We start from the raw sequence: 18,339 nt of genomic DNA, 5'->3' as shown, positions 1-18,339 counted from the left end.
ATATGCACAAAGAAGGCCTATCGTTTCAGTTGCTGGAAGCCCTGGGAAGCCTCAATCAGGTGGGGCCTGAGTTAGCAATCGGTGCTGGAATAATATTACTTCTTATAATTGACCTGGTCACATCGGGCAAGCGGCCGTTATTGTTGCTGGTGCTTTCGATGCTTTTTGCATTCGTAGCGCTGTGGCTCATTTTGCCTTTGTGGGTGCAAATGCCGGAGGGAGGGCTTTTGTTTTCCGGTCAGCTGATAGCCGACAGGCATGGGTTGTTCGCCAAAGCCATTATTCTCCTGGCCCTGGCGCTCACTCTTCTTTTCGGAACTGGCTTGCAGCTTCGGACAGAATACTACTATATCCTCCTTTCGCTTGCATTGGGCGGCATGCTGATGGTGAGCAGCACCACGCTGCTTTCAGTATATCTGGGGCTGGAGCTTACTTCTATCAGCGGTTATATACTTACAGTATTTGGGTTAAAAAAGCTGAATTTTGAAGCCGGCATCAAGTACTTGCTGTTTGGCGCTTTTGCCAGCGGCCTGATGCTGTATGGGATTTCCCTGCTTTATGGGCTTACCGGATCGTTGGCATTTACCACCGAAGCTTTTATCACACAGTTACAACAAGCCAACGAACCCCTGGCCTTATTTGCGATGGTACTCGTGCTGATGGGCATTTTCTTTAAGATCGCTTTGTTCCCCATGCACCTGTGGACACCCGATATTTACCAAACGGCTCCTGTGCCGGTTGCGGCCATTTTTTCCGTCGTGCCTAAAATTGGCGGCCTGATCGTGCTTTTAAGGCTCACAGAAGGCTTTTCGGTAGTTAGCAGTTACAGTCAGTTTTTGATTTTCATGGCCTCTGTTTCTATCGTTTTTGGCAATATGGCAGCATTGAATCAGAGCAACGTGCGACGGATGCTAGCCTATTCATCAATAGCCCAGGCAGGATTTTTAGTATTACCAATTGCGATAAATGATGGATTTGCGGTAACAAGTTTTTACTTTTACATCTTCATTTATCTCTTTATGAATTACTTGGCCTTTTATCTGGTAGATCATATGGAACGGGAGCAAAAGTTCTCTTTCAATGACTACAAGGGCCTTGGTAAGAAACATGCTTTCCTTGCTGTTGCGTTTCTGGTCGCCATGATGTCGCTGGTGGGATTTCCTCCGCTAGCTGGGTTCACCGGGAAGCTTTACATTTTTTCGTCACTTTGGAACGAATGGCAAACTTCTTCGGGGAGTTTGTTGTTGTTTGTTCTCCTGATAGCAGCAGGAAACACTGTGGTTGCACTATTTTATTACTTAAAGATACCCTACTTCATGTTTTTGAAGGTGGAGGAAAAAGACACTTCCGGGATGGAAACACTTACGGCAGGCCAGATCATGACGGCTTGCCTTCTTGTTTTTATGCTGGTGTTCTTTTTTTTAAAGCCTGACAGTTTAATCCAAATAATTCAGCAAATACCCTTCCCGGTAACCCAATTATGAGTGATCAAATTAAACACGAGTGCGGCATAGCGCTCATCAGGCTCAGAAAACCCCTTCAATATTATATTGATAAGTATCAGTCGCCTGCCTATGGAGCCAGCAAACTCTACCTGCTGATGGAAAAGCAGCACAACAGAGGGCAGGATGGAGCCGGAGTAGCCAATATCAAAATAAATATTGAGCCCGGCTACAGGTATATCAGCCGATACCGGTCTATCGAAAATCAAGCTGTTTCTTTGATTTTCGATAAGGTGATGAAGAAGTACAAGAAGGCGGAGAGAGAGGGAGGAGAGAAATACTTCGATGCTGAATGGCTGAAAAAGAACTATGGATTTACCGGCGAGCTTTGGCTGGGGCACCTGAGGTATGGTACGCACGGCGTCAATAGCATAGAAAAATGCCACCCATTTTTGCGCCAGAACAACTGGAGAAGCCGTAACCTGGTGGTAGCCGGCAATTTCAACATGACCAACGTGGATGAGCTTTTCAAGAAGCTGATCGAGCTTGGCCAGCACCCCAAGGAGAAGACCGACACGGTTACTGTGATGGAGAAAATCGGCCATTTCCTTGATGAAGAAAATCAGTTGCTTTTTGATAAGTACAAAGACGATTTCAGCAATCAGGAAATTACTGATATCATAGAAGAGAAGCTCGATTTGAAAAGGGTTTTGAAGCGCTCATGCAAAGACTTTGACGGTGGCTATGCCATGGCTGGCCTCATTGGACATGGATCGGCTTTTGTTGCCCGTGACCCTGCCGGCATCAGGCCCGCCTATTACTATGCCGACGAAGAGGTGGTGGTAGTGGCGTCAGAAAAGCCGGCCATCAAAACTGCTTTTGGTATCAACTATTCGGATATCAAGGAGATAGAACCTGGCAGCGCATTGATCATAGAAAAGGACGGCAGCTTCAGAGAAGAAAAGTTTATTAAGAAAATACCAAAGAAGTCGTGCTCTTTTGAGCGCATCTACTTTAGCCGTGGTTCCGATCCGGACATCTATCAGGAACGAAAAATGCTGGGTGAGCTGCTGGTGCCTCAGGTACTAAAGGCCATCGACCACGATTTGCAAAACACAGTGTTCAGTTATATCCCCAACACGGCTGAAACGGCGTTCCTTGGGCTGATGGCGGGCATGGAAAAATACCTGATCAAGCAACGCAAGAAAGTGATTTTGAAAGAAAAGATCACTGATCCCAGGAAGCTGGAAGAGATTCTGTCGTTCAGGCCCAGAGTGGAAAAGCTGGTGATCAAAGATGCGAAGCTACGTACTTTCATTACCGACGACCAGCACCGTGACGACCTGGTGGCCAACGTGTATGACACTACCTATGAGGTAGTAAAGAAAAAGGTTGATACACTCGTGGTGATCGACGATAGTATTGTGAGAGGTACCACACTTGAAAAGAGCATTTTGACTTTGCTAGACAGATTGGAGCCAAAGAAAATTGTGGTGGTGTCTTCTGCTCCTCAAATCCGCTTCCCCGATTGTTATGGCATCGACATGAGCAAGATGAAGGACTTCATTGCTTTCAGGGCAGTGTTGAAGCTATTGGAAGACCATGGCAAGGAGCACTTGCTGGATGAAGTGTATGAAAAATGCGTGATGCACGCAGAGGATACAGAGGCCCCCAACTTTGTAAAAGAATTGTACGATCCGTTTACTGACGATCAGATTTCTGAAAAGATCTCTGAGATTGTGAAGCCGAAAACGCTGAAAGCAGAAGTAGAGGTGCTGTACCAGACTGTGCCCAACCTACATAAAGCTATCCCAGGCCATTCAGGCGACTGGTATTTCACAGGCGACTATCCGACGGCCGGTGGTAACAGAGTAGTGAATCGAGCGTTTATCAACTTCATGCGGGGCGTAGCAGTAAGGGCTTACTAATATCAAAAAGGAATTCCATCAGAGTCTCCCGCAATGCTATTAAGTTAAGAGCATTTTACCCTTAATCCCTAAAGGGCCTGCTAATGGTAATCCATACGCCCTTTAGGGGTGCCTGGCTTAGGGTTTGGGGTAAAAATAGAATGGGACAATGAACCTCTTAACTTAAAGCATCGGAGCTTCCCGAAGGGACTCTGAGTGATGTTCAAAGGATTCCGATGTCTAAATTTTGATGACCATGGTTAGTTATGATATTTTTCTTAAAGTATCTGATTTAGCTAAAGCTAAAAAGCCAGTGTACTTTTCAGAAATACCGGAGGCACTGCGTCAAGACTTCGAAAGCTTTATTATGGGGAAAACGGTAACCAAGCGTGGCGATGACCTGGTCGCCTACCCGGCCGATATCATGGCTTGGTATGATAAACTCAGAACCAAAGGTGTAGATTATGATTTAATTTTGGATATTCATCCAAATGCAACTCCAACAGAAATTACTGATACTTAATGAGCTTTATCGTGACTACAGGAATGCTTTCCCTTTCGAAAGTTGGGACAGCAAAATAAAAGAAGAGGTTAAAAACACTTTCACCTATCATTCCACTAAGATTGAGGGGTTGACATTAACTTATGCTGAGACCCTCAGGTTTTTGAGAGATGGTACCACTAAACTGGGAGCAAACCTGAAGGATCTTTCGGATCTAAAGAATCACAGAGAAGTTCTAGATACTATTTTTAGTACGTATGAGACACTTGATCTCTCGGAGAGTGTCATCAAAAAGCTTCACGGCGATCTGATGAAGGATCCATATCAATGGGAAGTAATCGATCCGTTGACCGGTGGGCCCGGAGAATATAAAATGGAAGTCAATGCCACCATTCGTCCAGACAACCATATTCATGAATACTTAGCACCGGAGAAAGTTGAATCGGCAATGAACCAATTGATATTTCAAACGAACGAATTGCTAGGTAAATCTTCCACGAAAGAGTATTTGACTCATCCGGTACGAATTTCAGCGATTTTCCATTATCAGTTTCTTAATGTCATTCACCCTTTTTGGGATGGCAATGGAAGGATGGCGAGGCTGCTATCGAGCCTCATACTGCTAAAGACTGGGTTCCCGCCGTTAAATATTCAAGCATCCGACAAATCCCGATATATTCATTCGTTAATTGAAAGCGAAAAAGATCCAGAACGGAGTCCGTTGGTTCAGTTTTTTTTTGACAGCGTGATTAGCACACTCAAAGCGAGACTTAACGACTCCAGTGAGTAGTTGCTTTCAATGAGCTTTCCATCAGAGTCTCCTGAAGGGGACTCTGATGGAGTATTCTGTTCTCAAGCCAACTGTACTTGCTTTTGGATCCTGATATACATTTCTATTACAATCATATTCGGTACCCAGCAAGCCCAGGCCACAATCTGGTAGGCTGTGGTAAAATCCATGTGCAAAGCCGCCAGTTCGAAAGGCAAAATAAGTCTGAGTGAAATAGCAGCACAGCAGGCAGCATAGCTTCTGAGCATCCATTTTCTGTGTGCTTCTATGTCTCTATTTCGTATGCTGCTGTAAGCCAACCAGGAGGTAAGCAGCCAGGTGACAGCCAAAAGATTGAAGCCCACTTTAGCGATGATTCCCCCTTCAGCAAACAAGGAAAGTATAAATCCAGCCACTCCACCCAGGAGAATGCTTATCAGGTAGATTTTACCCAAAGTGCGATGTAGCGCCATTCTTTTTCTCAACTTTTCAGAAAATTGAAAAACGCCGGTAAGGAGGGCGATTCCCCCAAAGCTGATGTGGGTGTAAAAGGCGAGGAGCCAGAAAACACTTGTTCTGAGCGCTTCAGGTTTTTGAGCAGGGAAACCTCTGTCAGGCGTAAAGCTTAAATATGAAAAAGCATAGCCTGCAACGCTAATGGAAAGAATCACAAGCAAGCTCCATAAGATAATTTTAATCCTTTTATTCATGAGTTTTTTTATGCCAAATAAGTGCTTTTCAAGAACGGTATCGCCTCATCCGGCGGGATGAGCCCTATTGTTGATGAATCTTTTGGTGGCGTTCCCTGTGCTCGCTCGGGCTGATGCCGGCATACTCTTTAAAAACCCGATTGAAGGAAGCCTTGGAATTGAAACCGCTATCAAGGCCAATCCCCAGCAAGCTAAAATGCGCAAATTCATCGGAAACAAGCTTTTCTTTTGCCGCTTCCACCCGTAGCTGGTTGACAAGCGAGTAGAAAGTCAGGCCTTCCTCACTTCCTATTGCCTGTGAGATATAATGGCGGGGTTTGTCGAGCTTTTTAGCCAAATCGTCCAACGTCAGGTTTTGTTCCAGGTAGAGCTCTTGCTCCACCAGCAGCGATTTTATTTGATCCAGCAGGACTTTTTCATCGGTGGGTTTCAGCCCGGATTTTTTATATCGCTCTGCCGTGGCAGCCTCGTCGCTGGCCACATCTGGTGAAGCATATTTCACAAGAATGTTCTCATACTTCAAACCATGGTAGCCTAGAAAAAGCACAAATAAGCTTACCGCAATAAAAATGTAATAGTTGTTATTGTCGGGTAAACGAGTGTCAGCAATTCGGCAGTAGGCGTACGTGCCCAGCACCACGGCCCAGATACCACCAAGGCCCCAGGTAAGCCGTTGCAGCCATAGTAGGTTGATCCTTTCAGTGGAGGAGAAGAAATCCCTGAGACCATTTCTGAACCGTTTCAGTCGAACAAGGAGAAAAAGGACGTAGACGGGCCCTGAATACAGTGTGAGAAAATTACCAAGCACTGCCTGCCATGGTGGGTTTTCCCACAAGGTGGCGGCAAATTGAGCTTTCTCCTCAGGAGGACTCAGGTAAAAGTCATAGATAGAGACATTCAGAAGTACAAATGGCACAAAATGGATCAACCACCAGGGATTGAATCGCTTGGCACCAGAAAGCAGGGCCGCAGCGTAAATCCACAAAAATGGCCCTTCTGCTATGGGCATAAACCAGCTAAAGCCAAGGAGATGAGGATGTTGGCTGGAAAAGCCAGAGTAGTCCCAATAGAAACCCAGGAGGTGAAGTCCGATAAAAATTAGCCAAACCAGGAGAATCTTGTCAGCGACAGACTTGTCTTTTTTTCTACCCAAAAGCAGAGCAAAAAAGAACGCCTGAGCAATGCCCACGATGAACAGGAAATCCATTACGCAATTTGGACATTGGAAGCCATCATGTCAAATGACTATTTCGTTATCCCAAAGTCCTGCTGAATTTCCTCCAGCGATCGTCCTTTTGTCTCCGGCATCATAAAAATCACAAACACCAACTGCAGCACCATCATGAAAGCAAAGATGAAAAACACCATACCGGGGCTGCTGAAGCCGCTAAGTAAGGCCGGCATAAACAAGGTCACCAACGCTGCCAGCACCCAGTGTGTAGAACTACCAAACGACTGACCAAAAGCACGTAAATGAGTAGGGAACACTTCGGAGATAAAAACCCAGATAACAGTGCCCTGGCCTATGGCGTGAGCTGCAATGAAAAGGAACAGGAAAATGGGCACCGCCATGCCCTGCCACTGCTGGTAGAACGCAATGCCCACCAGGCTCAATGAAATGATGTAACCAAAAGAGCAAATATACATGAGCACTTTCCGTCCCACTTTATCTATCAGGTACAGGCCAAGTAATGTAAAGACCATATTGGTGATCCCGATCCCAATACTGCTTAAAAGTGCGGAGCTGGCACCCAGTCCAGCCGCTTCGAATATCCTTGGGGCATAGTAAAGGAAGGCATTGATGCCCGACATTTGGTTAAAAAAGGCGATGAAGAAAGCAAGCATCAGAGGAAACCTGTACTTGCCCTGAAAAATAGACTCGCTCGCATGTTGTGCCGCTTCGTCTTTTGTGGCCATTACCAGCTCCTTTTCGTCTGTCCCAATTTTTTTCAGGATGGCCACGGCTGCTTCCCTGTCACCTTTGTGCACATATAACCATCTTGGGCTTTCGGGAAGAGAAAAAGTGGATGCCAGGTAGATGAAGGCGGGGAACGCTTCCATGCCTACCATCCAGCGCCAGGCATTTTCGCCGATGTCTTTCAGCAAATAGTTAGAAACGAAGGCCAGAAGGATGCCAAAAACAATATTGAATTGGTACAATGCCACCAACTTGCCTCTTTGATCCGCAGGGGCTATTTCGGAGATATAAGCAGGAGCGGCAACTGTGGAGATACCAATACCCAAACCACCGACGAACCTGAAAATGGCGAATGACCAGGGATCCCAGGCGAAGGCAGACCCCATGGCTGACACAAAGTAAAGAACGCCTATCCAAAACAAGGTTTTCTTTCTTCCAAACTTGTCGGTGGGATAGCCGCCAAACAGGGCGCCGATGACTGTGCCCCACAGCGCCATCGACATGACCACGGAGCCGTGAAAAAGATCAGAGGTGCCCCAGAGCGCCTGAAGTTGCTGGTCGGCACCAGAGATAACGACGGTATCAAATCCAAACAAAAGACCGCCTAGGGCGGCCACAACAGAACTTACAAGCAGGTAGCGATTGGTCTTCATGCAATTGGCGTTAAGCAGGTGTTTTTGTACAAGCCCTGAAAAATAGGAAAATAGATTGATTTGCCTGAGTGTTATTGGGCTTAGTTGTTAAAGACGCTCCTTTAACTGCGGATTGAACGTACTTTTTATTGTGGGTCAGGCTTAGAAAATGAAAGCTGTATATAGGCAATTTATGTTCCTTCACTTCCTTTGAGGTACCTGCGTAAAGTCAAGGCAGCCGCTGGTAGCCGATATGGTTCTCTTCGTAGATTTTTGTCCGGACACAAACAAAGTTTTGCTTACCTTCCTCGCCTGATCAATCGGAACAATATGAAATTTAGACTTTACTATCTCCTTTTTGCTTTTGTTGCAGGGTTCGGCAAGCAGCCTCTGAAGGCTCAGTCTGCCCAGGCGCCGCCGGCCCAGGACATGCGCATGTACGACATCGTAAAGGCTGTTTCTTCCGCAAGAATAGAAAAAGACGTCAGGACTTTGGCTGGCTTTGGTACCAGAAGCACCCTTTCAGATACGGTTTCAGCTACTAGGGGCATTGGAGCTGCCCGCAGGTGGATCAAAGCTGAGTTCGATAAAATAGCTAAGGACTGCGGTGGCTGCCTTACAGTAACTTATCAGCACAACAAGGTGCCGGCAGATAAGTTTGCCCGGATCAAGGAGCCAACGGTGGTCACCAACGTGATTGCTATCCAAAAAGGAACAGTCAACCCGAATAGCTACATCATTATGTCGGCTGATATCGACTCCAGAGCAACTGATGTGATGGATGGGAAAGTTGATGCCCCGGGAGCGAACGACAATGCTTCAGGCATGGCAGGAGCCATTGAGGCGGCCAGGGTGCTGAGCAAGTATAAGTTTCCGAACAGCATCATTTACGTGGGGCTCTCAGGGGAGGAGCAGGGTCTGGTGGGGGGCACCTACATGGCTGAAATGGCCAGGGAAAAAGGCTGGGATATCATTGGGGTAATGAATAACGACATGATTGGCAACATTGAAGGGGTAGATGGTGTGATTGATAACCGTACTTTCCGGATCTTTTCCGAGCCCACTCCGGTAACGGAAACCGAAGAAGAAAGAGATAGTCGCCGCTTTTATGGAGGAGAGGTAGATGGAATTAGCCGCCAGCTAGCTCGGTATGTGCACAAGACCGTTTCCACTTACATGCCCGAAATGAACCCAATGATGGTGTATCGCCTGGACAGGTTTGGGCGAGGAGGACATCACCGGCCTTTCAACGACGTGGGTTATGCCGGAATCCGGATCATGGAAGCTCATGAGTACTATCCCCGCCAGCATCAGGATGTGAGGGTTGAGGACGGCGTCAAGTATGGTGATGTTACCGAAGGAGTCAACTTCGATTATGCTGCCAAGCTGACTGCTGTCAATGCTATTAATCTGGCCAGTTTGGCCTGGGCACCGAAGGCACCCGCTCAAGTAAAAATTGGAGGAGCTGTTCAGCCGGCTACCAGGCTTGCCTGGTCTGCAGTTGACGATCCGAACCTGGCTGGCTACAGAATTTATTGGCGAGACACTACGGTACCGCAATGGGAGAGCAGCCGGTTTGTTGGCAAACTGACCGAATTTACCCTGGAGGGATTTGTGATCGACAATTTCTTGTTTGGGGTAGCAACTGTTGGTAAGGACGGAAACGAAAGCCTGGTAGTATTTCCTTCATCGTTGATTGGGAGGTAATAAAGGTATATGTTTCATTTTTGGCGACCAATTGACTGGTTGATTGAAAATGAGTGGCGTGAAAATCTATTTTACCGTTTACTCTCGAAATATGCTACAGGTATAAAACTAAGGCGCATTCCATTGGCTGGTATCTATCTTTCGGAGACGCCCGGACTCAATCAATTGTGTTCCTAACCAACCATTCCAATTGAAGCTCAAGGGATTTGTACTTTTTATTTTGCTGGTTGCTTGTCAGACCGGGCATGCACAGACCGGTCAGTTGTGGTCTCAGTTCTCCCTCATATATAATCCGACTCCAAAATGGAGGTTCACAACCGACGCTTTCGGCAGGTACCAGCTAGCAAAAAATGGCTGGCAGGGCTATGTGTTACGGGAGGTGGTGAGCTACAATGCCCGGCCCAAAGTATCACTGGTGATGGGCACAGGGTACTACTTTGTTGATTTTACCACAGCAGAGAACCATAGTGAATTCCGAGTTTGGGAAGGCGTGCAGGCCCGGTGGCCGAAGATTGGCCCCTGGGAGTTTACCCACTACCTCAGGTTGGAGCAGAGAGTCATCTTTCAAGGGTTGAATTCGCCCTATGTCACACGGTTCAGGTACAAAATCGGTGGAGGAATGCCTGTGGCCCATTGGGCTGAAGGGAGCGGTGTGTTGTCATTTTCCCTTGGGTTTGAGCCGCTTGTTCTCCTTAACACTCCGTTCGATGACCTTTATGCCTATACACATAGGTACTACTATGGCCTGGGAGCAAAACTCAACAGCAAGTGGAGGGTAGATTTGAACTATATAAGCCAGGGCTTTAAGGGCAGCAGAAAAGAACGGTATCATCACTCTTACGATATTGCCTTCCTTAAGCTGGCTTATACCATTTAGATCTGTTGATGGCTATTTTTTCAAAAACCTGCTTAAATAATCATTGCTATTTGCCTACTTGCATCAAATTTATCGTTCGATGCGATTCTACCTTTTTGCCGCCCTATTGCTAGCAAACCTACGGTTTGTTAGTGCTCAGTCTTCCCAAAACAATACCAACTTTCAACTTTGGTTAGACCCTACTATCAATTACAACCTTTGCGCCAAAACCAGACTGTCCAGCGATATATACTATCGAACCAGGCTCAACGACATTGGCTGGAGACAAACTGTTTTAAGGCCAGGCTTCAGCCATACTATCTCGAAGAGAGTAACAGTGCTCGGAGGTGTTGGATGGTTCCGGCTAAAAGATCATGACCTTGAGCCGAGAAATGAAATTCGGTATTGGGCTGGTGTGCAGTACACACATCATTTGTTTTGGAAAGTGGACTTGCAGCACTATTTCAGAGCTGAAGAAAGGATGTTTTATCAGAAAGGTGCCGACAACTACCAAAATCTGCGACTTCGTTACAGGTTGGGGCTAAACTATCCTTTGAAGGAAAAAGATGCCAACGGAAAAAGTGCTCAGATGGCACTTCAGTACGAACCTTTTTTGACGACCAACTCAGGCCATTTGGGCGACCAGTTCTTTAATACAGAGCGGCTCTATTTCGGAGTAAGCAATAGCCTTTCTCCGGCCATAAGGGTAGATGCCTACTACATGCTGCAATGGGGCAGAACGTTGAAGGCCGAACAGTTTTATTTTACCGACCACATCATCCAGCTGAAGTTCATCTACACCATCAACCCATTTTAAAGCCTGAAAAGGCGAATAAAAAGCGGAAAGGACACAGGAAAGCTCTCTGGCAGGCCTTTGGTTTTCAGTTCTTTGATAAAGGGAGTGACCGGGTTGTCGCTGTTTTCTTTGATGTAGTTGCCCACCGACGACCAGGTGTTGAGGTATCCTTCCAGGTTTTCTGTATTCCATTTGTAGGTCATCTCAAAGTGTTCGGAGGGCTTCAGTTCCTTAAAAGGAATAGAGATGCCGGCATAGCTATTGTCGATGTGTTTTCTTTCAGCATCCCAATAGGGCCCAACTACCTTGCTGTAGAAATGATCGACAGCGGGCTGATAGGCAGGAGGCAACTGCATCAGTCCATACCCCCAAACGGCCAGCAAAGCCCCAGGGTTGGCTACTCTGGTTACCTCATCACAGAATTTATCTACCTGAAACCAGTGAATGGCCTGCGCTACAGTGATCAAATCGATAGAGGTGTCCGAAATTTGTGGAGCTGCTTCGTCTGCCACAAAACTGCTCAGATTGGCCATATTTGGCACCTTCATCAGTTGTTTTATGCTAATATCGGTGGCATACACCCTGTTAAATTTACCTGCCAACACTGCTGCCACCTGCCCATTGCCTGTGCCAGCATCCCAGGCAGCATCGAAAGCCTTTGTATGTGTGTAGAGATGATTGAAAAGAGTCTCAGGGTATTTGGGCCTAAAGGCGGCATAGCCGCTGGCTTTGTCGGAAAATCGATCTTTCATAATAATGCTCAATGGCCTGTAGGTTGGCCCACGGTTATAACCTATAATTTAGGTGTATAAAGCCAATTAGAAAAGGCAGTGCCTTATTTTATTGAATCTATTTACTCTTCCTGACAGTAGCCAATACGCCTAAGACAGGGCCTGGGGCAAGGGCCAGGAGGGCTAAGTTGGGTGAGCCGTGGTGCATGAGCCACTGTACCACTTCAATACTGAAAATTGTTATGGAAAAGCCTATACAGTTGACAATTGTGAGGGCCGTACCTGTATTTTCCTTTGGCGCCGACTGTGCGACCAGCGTTGAGAACTGTGGTGAATCGGCCACAACAGAAGTCCCCCAAATGAGGAGAAATACTATAAAGAGAACAAAGGGCAGCTGGTAGCCAAAAGGAGACAAAAGGCAACACAAGCCGGAAATAGTCAGCGCCATTTGGGCAACAGATTTACTGCCACGTGCTGCTGAAATATAGCCGCCTGCAATACAAGAAAAAGCACCTGCTCCAATGACGATAAAGGAGAGAAAGGATACGTTTAATGTGGTTAATGGGTGGCTATCCTGGTAGAGTGAAAGCACAATAGGAACGAAGGCCCAGAATGCATAAAGCTCCCACATGTGGCCAAAGTAGCCAAAAGCAGCCATTCGAAAGTCTTTCTTTTTGAAGACTTCTAACGAAACAAGCAAATCAATTTTAACGCTTGGTTTGCGGAATGGTCCATCAGGTACAGTGAGAAACAAGAAAATGCCTCCCAGAGCCGAAATGGTTGAAGTGCAAACAAAAACGATTTGCCAGCTAAGCCCCTGCCCAATGCTCTTGATTAAATGAGGGAAGGCTGTGCCAAGTACCAGGGCTCCGACAAGAAAGCCCAACGCCTTGCCGAGCCCTTTTTCATGATAATCGGAAGCAATTTTCATCCCCACGGGATAAATGCCTGCCAGAAAAAAGCCCGTTGCGAACCTGATGAGTAACAAAGAGGTCAGCCCCTGATCGGGTAAAAGCACCAATAGGTTGGCTGTTGCGCCCAGCAGCGCACATACCATAAAAACCCTGGAAGGGGAGAAGCGATCCGAGACACCAAGGAGCGCAAACACCAGCGTGCCGCTGATGAAGCCGAACTGAACAGCGCTTGTTAAATGGCCCAGCGTGCCGTCGCCCAGCTGATACAAATTGACGAGGTCTTTTGATACAGCATTGCCTGCAAACCACAGCGAGGTACAGGCAAATTGGGCCAATACAATGATTGGCAAAATAGCGCTGGCTTTGGGTGGTGTTTTGCTCATGTGTTTTATGCCATTACTGACACCATTTGGAGTACCTGAGCTGCCAGAAGTTTATCACCCTCCACTTTAAGCCGGTCTTTGACGTCATCGGGCCTGATGTTTTTCGAAAATAGCTTCCAGGCTAGTTCGGGGGCTATTTCCACAGCGGCATCCGGCGCCCGGCCAGGCTTGTCAACCAGCGCCCAGTTAGCATTTTGTCTTTCCAAATGCCACGCTCCACCCACCTGGCCGCTTACTGTAGCAGTGACCAGCGTCTCTTCAGGCGCTGCTATATTTCTGAAAGTATGTGGCAGGGCCATGAAGTAGGTGGCTATCATGGGAAAGAAAAATGCCCTGGTCATGATGCCAGGCTGCCCAACAGCTTCCCTTATCTGCTGTTGGTGGTGCCACTTCTCAGTGTATTCCCGGGCCAGGTGCATCCAGTTGTAGCTTTTCGATTCACCCGCCCAATCCACAGCGAAAATAGCTTCGTCCCACAAAGGCAGTGACTCATAATAGGCAGACGTCAGCGGGCCCGTTGCCCGATGAAGTATTCGAAGAACATTCGGGCTCAGTCTTTTGCTGGCCTTCACCCAATCGGCATTGAGCTGATTGAGCCAGCCGACAAGGTCTTCATAAGCTTTTATCGGAGGAGGCGCTTCGCCAAAGTAGCCATCACGTTGGATAGACAAAGTTCTCAAATTACCGTCCAGCAAATGGGCAGCGACATCCTTCACCTTCCAGTACTTCGCAGGCGTTGGCTTTTGCCAGTCATCGTCATTCAATGAAGCCAGCAACTCCATCAGCGCTTCGTCGAGTGGACGAAACAAATGGGCCACCTTAATGGGGGGAGCTTTAGGTGACGTATTTCTTGCTGACATTTTGGTGTGAGGTTATGACGGGCTCCTTTTTTATTCTTTGTTTCTAGTTATCTCCTGGCTGAAGATTACGAAATTATTTGAGATAAACGAAGCCGTTTTCTCTAACGCCAGTTGTCATTGTTGGCTGATGCCACACTGCCATTATTGCTCAAGCAGGTTAGTGTAGTGCCTGCTCTGGTGATCTTTTTCTCTTCCACCGCCTATGCGTCCATAACCAATACTCGGGATGTTTTTGTATGTCGGCTTCCAGCAGCGCCACGTGCTTTTTTGTGATGGCGCCAAAGGGTTCTTTTGTAGCGTCCTTCGTAATCAATTCGAAGTCCATTTGGTAGCATCCTCTTTTGACTTTGATGATCCGGCCAAAGACGACAGCACAGTCTTGTTCTACCGCATATTTTTCGGTTCCGAAAGCCACGCAGGTTTCCTGGTTGAGGAAAGTGGTCCAAAAAACATTCTTACTCTTTGTGGGGAACTGGTCGGCACCAAACACGGCAGCAAAGAGCGGCCCGTCTTTGGCTTCAAAAATCTCCCAAAATCGTTTCTTCGGATATAGCTGTAGGCCGTATTTGCCTCTGGAGTTTCTCATTAGCCGATCAAATCCCTTATTAGCAAGAGGCGTGTACAGCGCCATGGCCTGATGTGGAATTTGCTCGTCGATGGCCACAGCCAACATTTCCCAGTTGTTGTAGTGCCCCCCGGCGATGATGATATTCTTGTTTTCTGCAAAAAGGTCTTTGAATACCTGCTCGCCGGAAATTGTGCACCTTCGAATGGCCTCCTCCCTGGATATGCTGAAAATCATTAAAGATTCCACCATCAGGTCACAAAAGTGCGAATAGAATTTACGGGTAATTTCCAGCACCTCGTCAGACGACTTTTCAGGGAACGAGGCGGTTATTTGTTTGATGACGATTGATTTTCTGTAGAATCCGCCATAGAACAGGATAAACGAAAGGGAGTCCGAAATGCCATAAAGCAACCAGGAGGGCAATAGAGAAACCGGCTTGATAAAGCAGTAGTAGAACAAGGTAAACATAAGTAGGCTTAGGTGGTTAGTTGATCCTGATCAACCGGCACCGGTTGGCGCAGGCCGAATCCGAAAGATAGCAATATCAGTTGAACCACGGGCACACGCTGTTTCACCCTTTAGGGCTGCCGACGTGGAACGGGGTGGAAAAACAGCTTTGAAAATAATTTATCTAATTTGTTTTAAATGCGCTTGCCCCGGTTTTAAACCTGTCTTTTTGCGCCATCACAGGTAAATGCCGCTGATCGCATGGTAATGCTATTTGTCCAGCGCCACTCTTATATGCGAACCTTCTACCAGCTGGAAGGTAGCGGAAGCAAACTTGATTTTGCCTTTGCTTTTATCTACTTCATCCAGAATTCTTGTAAAGAGCAAGTCCTTGGTACTCCTCCTTTTTTTGTAATCGACGGTATATCTAAGGGTAAACTCCACCCAATTATCGTTAGCAGCAAGGGTGACCGTTGGCTCTGTAGAAGCATCTTCTATCATGTACTTTTTCACCATTCCGGCCCATTCTTGATGGGCGTTTGACGTATAATTCCCCACAATGTCGGCTGCTACCTTGTTTAGCATATTTTTCATCTCTTGATAGTCACTACCAAACTGAACGGGCAGTTTGATCTCGTCCCAAAGAAAGGGAAAGTCGGTAGAGTAGTTAAAAACTGGCTCTTTGAAGACGAAGCTATTGGCAATTCTCACAATTCGACCATTGTAGAGGTCTCCATTTACCCACTGGCCTATTTCCATCAGTGTAGTTCGCAAAACACCAATATCAATGACGTCTCCTTTTATACCTCCCAGTTGTACCCGGTCTCCGGTTTTGTAAAAGCCACCGAAGACAATGGCCATCCAACCTGCAACGCTGGCGATGACTTCCTGTAGTGCAAATGCTATGCCTGCACCGGCCACGCCAAGCGCCACCGTAAACCCGCCCAGCTTATCGCTGAAAACGACCGTGATCAGCACTACTACCAGAAAGTATCCGAAAAACGAAATGGCCTTTTTCGATTTGTACCTTATTTTAGTGTCTTCAATTTTTCCGGAAAAAGTTTTCCCTATGAATTGAGTTATGGCCCAAATAACTGCGATGCCGATAAACACCGTGACCAATTTGCCGACGGTGGGATTGTAGAGGTATTCTTTCACGAAATCTTCCATGGCTTACTTTTTAGTTGGTGGGCTGCTCTGCTTACTATTCACATTGAACGCCGGTGCCTGATAGTCTTTTGGCAGATAGTCAGCCGGAGTAGTTACCATATTACCGTCTCTAAGTGCACGGTAGTGTGGCGACAATATTTCGACTCCACCTGCATTGAACTTATCCTGAATATTCTGGTGCAGGTCAGAGTAAGTCCTTGGCATTTTATTGGGCTCGGAGGTATAGGCATTGAGCTGATAAGACACATAATAGTCATCCAAACTGGTTTGCAGCACAAAAGGCGGATGATCATTATTGATGCCATCGGTGGCCAGTGCAGCTGCAATCAGTAATTCATGTACCTGTTTCCAGGGCACGTCGTATCCAATTGTTACCGTAGTATGAAGAATAAGCCCGAGCTGCTTGCTGGAGGAGGTATAGTTAACAGTTTTACCTCCAAGTATCGAGGCATTGGGAACGGTAATGTCTTCATTTTTTGGTGTGCGTATTCGGGTAACAAGCAGGGATTTTTCCACCACGTCTCCTACAATGTCATCAATTTTTACCCGATCCCCTACTTTGAACGGACGCATGTAGGTGATCACAAGGCCTGCAACAGCATTGGCAATGGCAGTGGAGGAGCCAAGCGAAAACAGCACACCAAGAAAAACAGAAACCCCCTGAAAGATTTTAGAGTCGGAACCAGGCAGGTAAGGGAAAATAACCACAAACATAAAGGCGTAGAGCAACACCTTGATGATGTTGAAAGTAGGCATTGCCCAGTCGGCGTAGAAACCGGTGAATTTGAGCCTTTCAGCCTCAATTTCCATCGCCAGGAATTTGATAAACTTGATGGAATATTGGGTGGCCATATAAATCACAGCAATCGAGAATATATTTGGCAGGTACCTGAGTACCGACATTATGATGCTTTTGGCAGGTTCCCAAACCCAGCTGAAAAGTGTCGTTGCCCAGCCTCTGGTAAAAGGAAATACGCTGAAAAGCAGTGGCAATGAGAAATACATGATAATGCCAAACACGGCCCATTTGAGCAGGACGCCAAGCTGAAGCGAAAGATCGAGCTCCCTTTTCGGTGGCAGGAATTCATAGTCTCTAAACTTCAAGCCATGAAACAGTGAGTCGCTGTTTTTGATAAGCCACAAGTTGAGCTGTCGGAAGAGCTTGTTCAACAGGTAGATGATGCCAAATGTGCCGGCTAAGATGAGGGCCGTAAGAAAGATGCGGAGCAAGATGTTCTTCCAATTGTTGTTATCCCTCTCAGTAGAAATAGCCTGCGAAATGGATGCAGCATACTCATTGGCCAGTTTATCCTTTTCTTTTCCCATCCAAAGTGCGTCGGTATCAGTGACGCTCATCAATATCATTTCACCAAAAGTGATATCGGCTGTTGATTCGTTCAGGGTAACGAAAAGGGAGTCGGGTTCAAAGCTGTCGTCGTCATAAAGCAGTTCTATCTTCCGGCTGATGTTGATCGCTCTTTCCCTGGGCATCACCGGGCCGAGCTTGGTGAAGACCATGAAAAGAGTGTCATTAAAAGGTGCTACAGGGTAGCCGGTGGCCTTTTCCTTCAGTTGGCCGATTCTTTGAAGCTGCTCTGCCTTTCTAATCGAGTCCTGCTGTTCAATAGAGCGGATTTGCCTAAGCAGGTCAGCTTGTTTCAGCTTATCATTTTCCTTTAGCAGGGTGATCTGTTGAAGAAGCTCGGCCTTTTTTACCGAATCGTCAATTCTTTTTTGCTCACTTCGCCTTACCTGGTTAGTGTATTCTTCCAGTTGATTGGCTATTGAGTCACGTACAAATTGCTCTCGCTCTGCTTTTAGCAGTGAGTCAGGTTTGGTTGTGAGTGAATCGGCCTGTCTACAGTTGGCCTGAAGCAGGATACACAAAGACATCGCAAGTACCAGGCACAATTTGAGTTTCATATCAGTTGCGTTAAATTTTTTAATGTTGTTCCAAATCAGGACGCTCAGTTAAGTGGAGAGCGCATCCAGCAATTTCCGGAGTAAACAATTACCTTAGAAATCAG

At 46.7% G+C, this 18,339-nt stretch carries 16 protein-coding genes; 7 read left to right on the top strand and 9 right to left on the bottom strand.

Translation table 11 applies throughout. The annotated features are described in order from the left end of the window. Positions 1-2: 2 nt before the first annotated feature. From ACMVP2_RS05945 to ACMVP2_RS05930, 4 genes are all read left to right on the top strand, one after another. A complete protein-coding gene (locus tag ACMVP2_RS05945; RefSeq protein WP_416867037.1) occupies positions 3-1,484 on the top strand; it encodes an NADH-quinone oxidoreductase subunit N in 1,482 nt (493 codons plus the stop codon). Then, complete coding sequence (locus ACMVP2_RS05940; RefSeq protein WP_339790984.1) at positions 1,481-3,370, top strand: amidophosphoribosyltransferase; 1,890 nt, start codon at positions 1,481-1,483, stop codon at positions 3,368-3,370. The genes ACMVP2_RS05945 and ACMVP2_RS05940 overlap by 4 nt, the downstream gene beginning before the upstream one ends. A gap of 235 nt (positions 3,371-3,605) precedes the next feature. After that, complete coding sequence (locus ACMVP2_RS05935; protein ID WP_339790985.1) at positions 3,606-3,872, top strand: hypothetical protein; 267 nt, start codon at positions 3,606-3,608, stop codon at positions 3,870-3,872. Further along, entirely contained in the window at positions 3,841-4,641 is an 801-nt protein-coding gene (locus ACMVP2_RS05930; RefSeq protein WP_416867036.1) for a Fic family protein, read from the top strand. The genes ACMVP2_RS05935 and ACMVP2_RS05930 overlap by 32 nt, the downstream gene beginning before the upstream one ends. 62 nt (positions 4,642-4,703) lie before the next feature. On the opposite strand, the gene ACMVP2_RS05925 is transcribed toward ACMVP2_RS05930, so the two are convergent. From ACMVP2_RS05925 to ACMVP2_RS05915, 3 genes are all read right to left on the bottom strand, one after another. Continuing rightward, the gene (locus ACMVP2_RS05925; protein WP_416867035.1) at positions 4,704-5,330 is read right to left on the bottom strand and encodes a DUF2306 domain-containing protein; all 627 of its coding nucleotides are present in this window, start codon (positions 5,328-5,330) and stop codon (positions 4,704-4,706) included. A 64-nt stretch (positions 5,331-5,394) separates the two neighbouring features. Further along, on the bottom strand, positions 5,395-6,537 hold the full coding sequence (locus ACMVP2_RS05920) for an AraC family transcriptional regulator (RefSeq protein WP_339790990.1): 1,143 nt from the start codon (positions 6,535-6,537) through the stop codon (positions 5,395-5,397). A 38-nt stretch (positions 6,538-6,575) separates the two neighbouring features. Continuing rightward, positions 6,576-7,901 carry a sugar porter family MFS transporter gene (locus tag ACMVP2_RS05915; RefSeq protein ID WP_339790992.1) on the bottom strand — a complete coding sequence of 442 codons (1,326 nt, stop codon included), beginning with the start codon at positions 7,899-7,901 and terminating at the stop codon, positions 6,576-6,578. A 309-nt stretch (positions 7,902-8,210) separates the two neighbouring features. Between ACMVP2_RS05915 and ACMVP2_RS05910 the strand changes: the two genes are divergently transcribed. The 3 genes from ACMVP2_RS05910 to ACMVP2_RS05900 all read left to right on the top strand — a co-directional run bounded on the left by ACMVP2_RS05910 (position 8,211) and on the right by ACMVP2_RS05900 (position 11,260). Beyond that, on the top strand, positions 8,211-9,587 hold the full coding sequence (locus ACMVP2_RS05910) for a M20/M25/M40 family metallo-hydrolase (RefSeq protein WP_416867034.1): 1,377 nt from the start codon (positions 8,211-8,213) through the stop codon (positions 9,585-9,587). 190 nt (positions 9,588-9,777) lie between these two features. Continuing rightward, positions 9,778-10,464, top strand: coding sequence for a DUF2490 domain-containing protein (locus tag ACMVP2_RS05905; RefSeq protein ID WP_339790994.1), 687 nt, complete (start codon positions 9,778-9,780; stop codon positions 10,462-10,464). Positions 10,465-10,543: 79 nt separating this feature from the next. Next, entirely contained in the window at positions 10,544-11,260 is a 717-nt protein-coding gene (locus tag ACMVP2_RS05900; RefSeq protein ID WP_416867033.1) for a DUF2490 domain-containing protein, read from the top strand. On the opposite strand, the gene ACMVP2_RS05895 is transcribed toward ACMVP2_RS05900, so the two are convergent. From ACMVP2_RS05895 to ACMVP2_RS05870, 6 genes are all read right to left on the bottom strand, one after another. Continuing rightward, positions 11,257-12,003 carry a class I SAM-dependent methyltransferase gene (locus ACMVP2_RS05895; protein WP_416867032.1) on the bottom strand — a complete coding sequence of 249 codons (747 nt, stop codon included), beginning with the start codon at positions 12,001-12,003 and terminating at the stop codon, positions 11,257-11,259. The two genes, ACMVP2_RS05900 and ACMVP2_RS05895, sit on opposite strands and share 4 nt — an antisense overlap. Before the next feature lie 85 nt (positions 12,004-12,088). Next, the gene (locus ACMVP2_RS05890; protein WP_416867031.1) at positions 12,089-13,267 is read right to left on the bottom strand and encodes an MFS transporter; all 1,179 of its coding nucleotides are present in this window, start codon (positions 13,265-13,267) and stop codon (positions 12,089-12,091) included. A 5-nt stretch (positions 13,268-13,272) separates the two neighbouring features. Continuing rightward, positions 13,273-14,127: a maleylpyruvate isomerase family mycothiol-dependent enzyme gene (locus tag ACMVP2_RS05885; RefSeq protein ID WP_416867030.1), complete on the bottom strand. Its 855-nt coding sequence runs from the start codon at positions 14,125-14,127 to the stop codon at positions 13,273-13,275. Positions 14,128-14,284: 157 nt separating this feature from the next. Beyond that, positions 14,285-15,163 (bottom strand): lysophospholipid acyltransferase family protein, encoded by an 879-nt coding sequence (locus ACMVP2_RS05880; RefSeq protein WP_339791004.1) that lies wholly within the window; start codon positions 15,161-15,163, stop codon positions 14,285-14,287. A gap of 249 nt (positions 15,164-15,412) precedes the next feature. Continuing rightward, a complete protein-coding gene (locus ACMVP2_RS05875; protein WP_339791006.1) occupies positions 15,413-16,312 on the bottom strand; it encodes a mechanosensitive ion channel family protein in 900 nt (299 codons plus the stop codon). Positions 16,313-16,315: 3 nt separating this feature from the next. Beyond that, on the bottom strand, positions 16,316-18,235 hold the full coding sequence (locus ACMVP2_RS05870) for a mechanosensitive ion channel domain-containing protein (RefSeq protein WP_416867029.1): 1,920 nt from the start codon (positions 18,233-18,235) through the stop codon (positions 16,316-16,318). Positions 18,236-18,339: the final 104 nt, after the last annotated feature.

Source organism: Imperialibacter sp., from assembly GCF_048007035.1.
In the GTDB taxonomy this organism is placed as follows: domain Bacteria; phylum Bacteroidota; class Bacteroidia; order Cytophagales; family Cyclobacteriaceae; genus Imperialibacter.
This window is presented reverse-complemented; position numbering and strand designations above follow the sequence as displayed.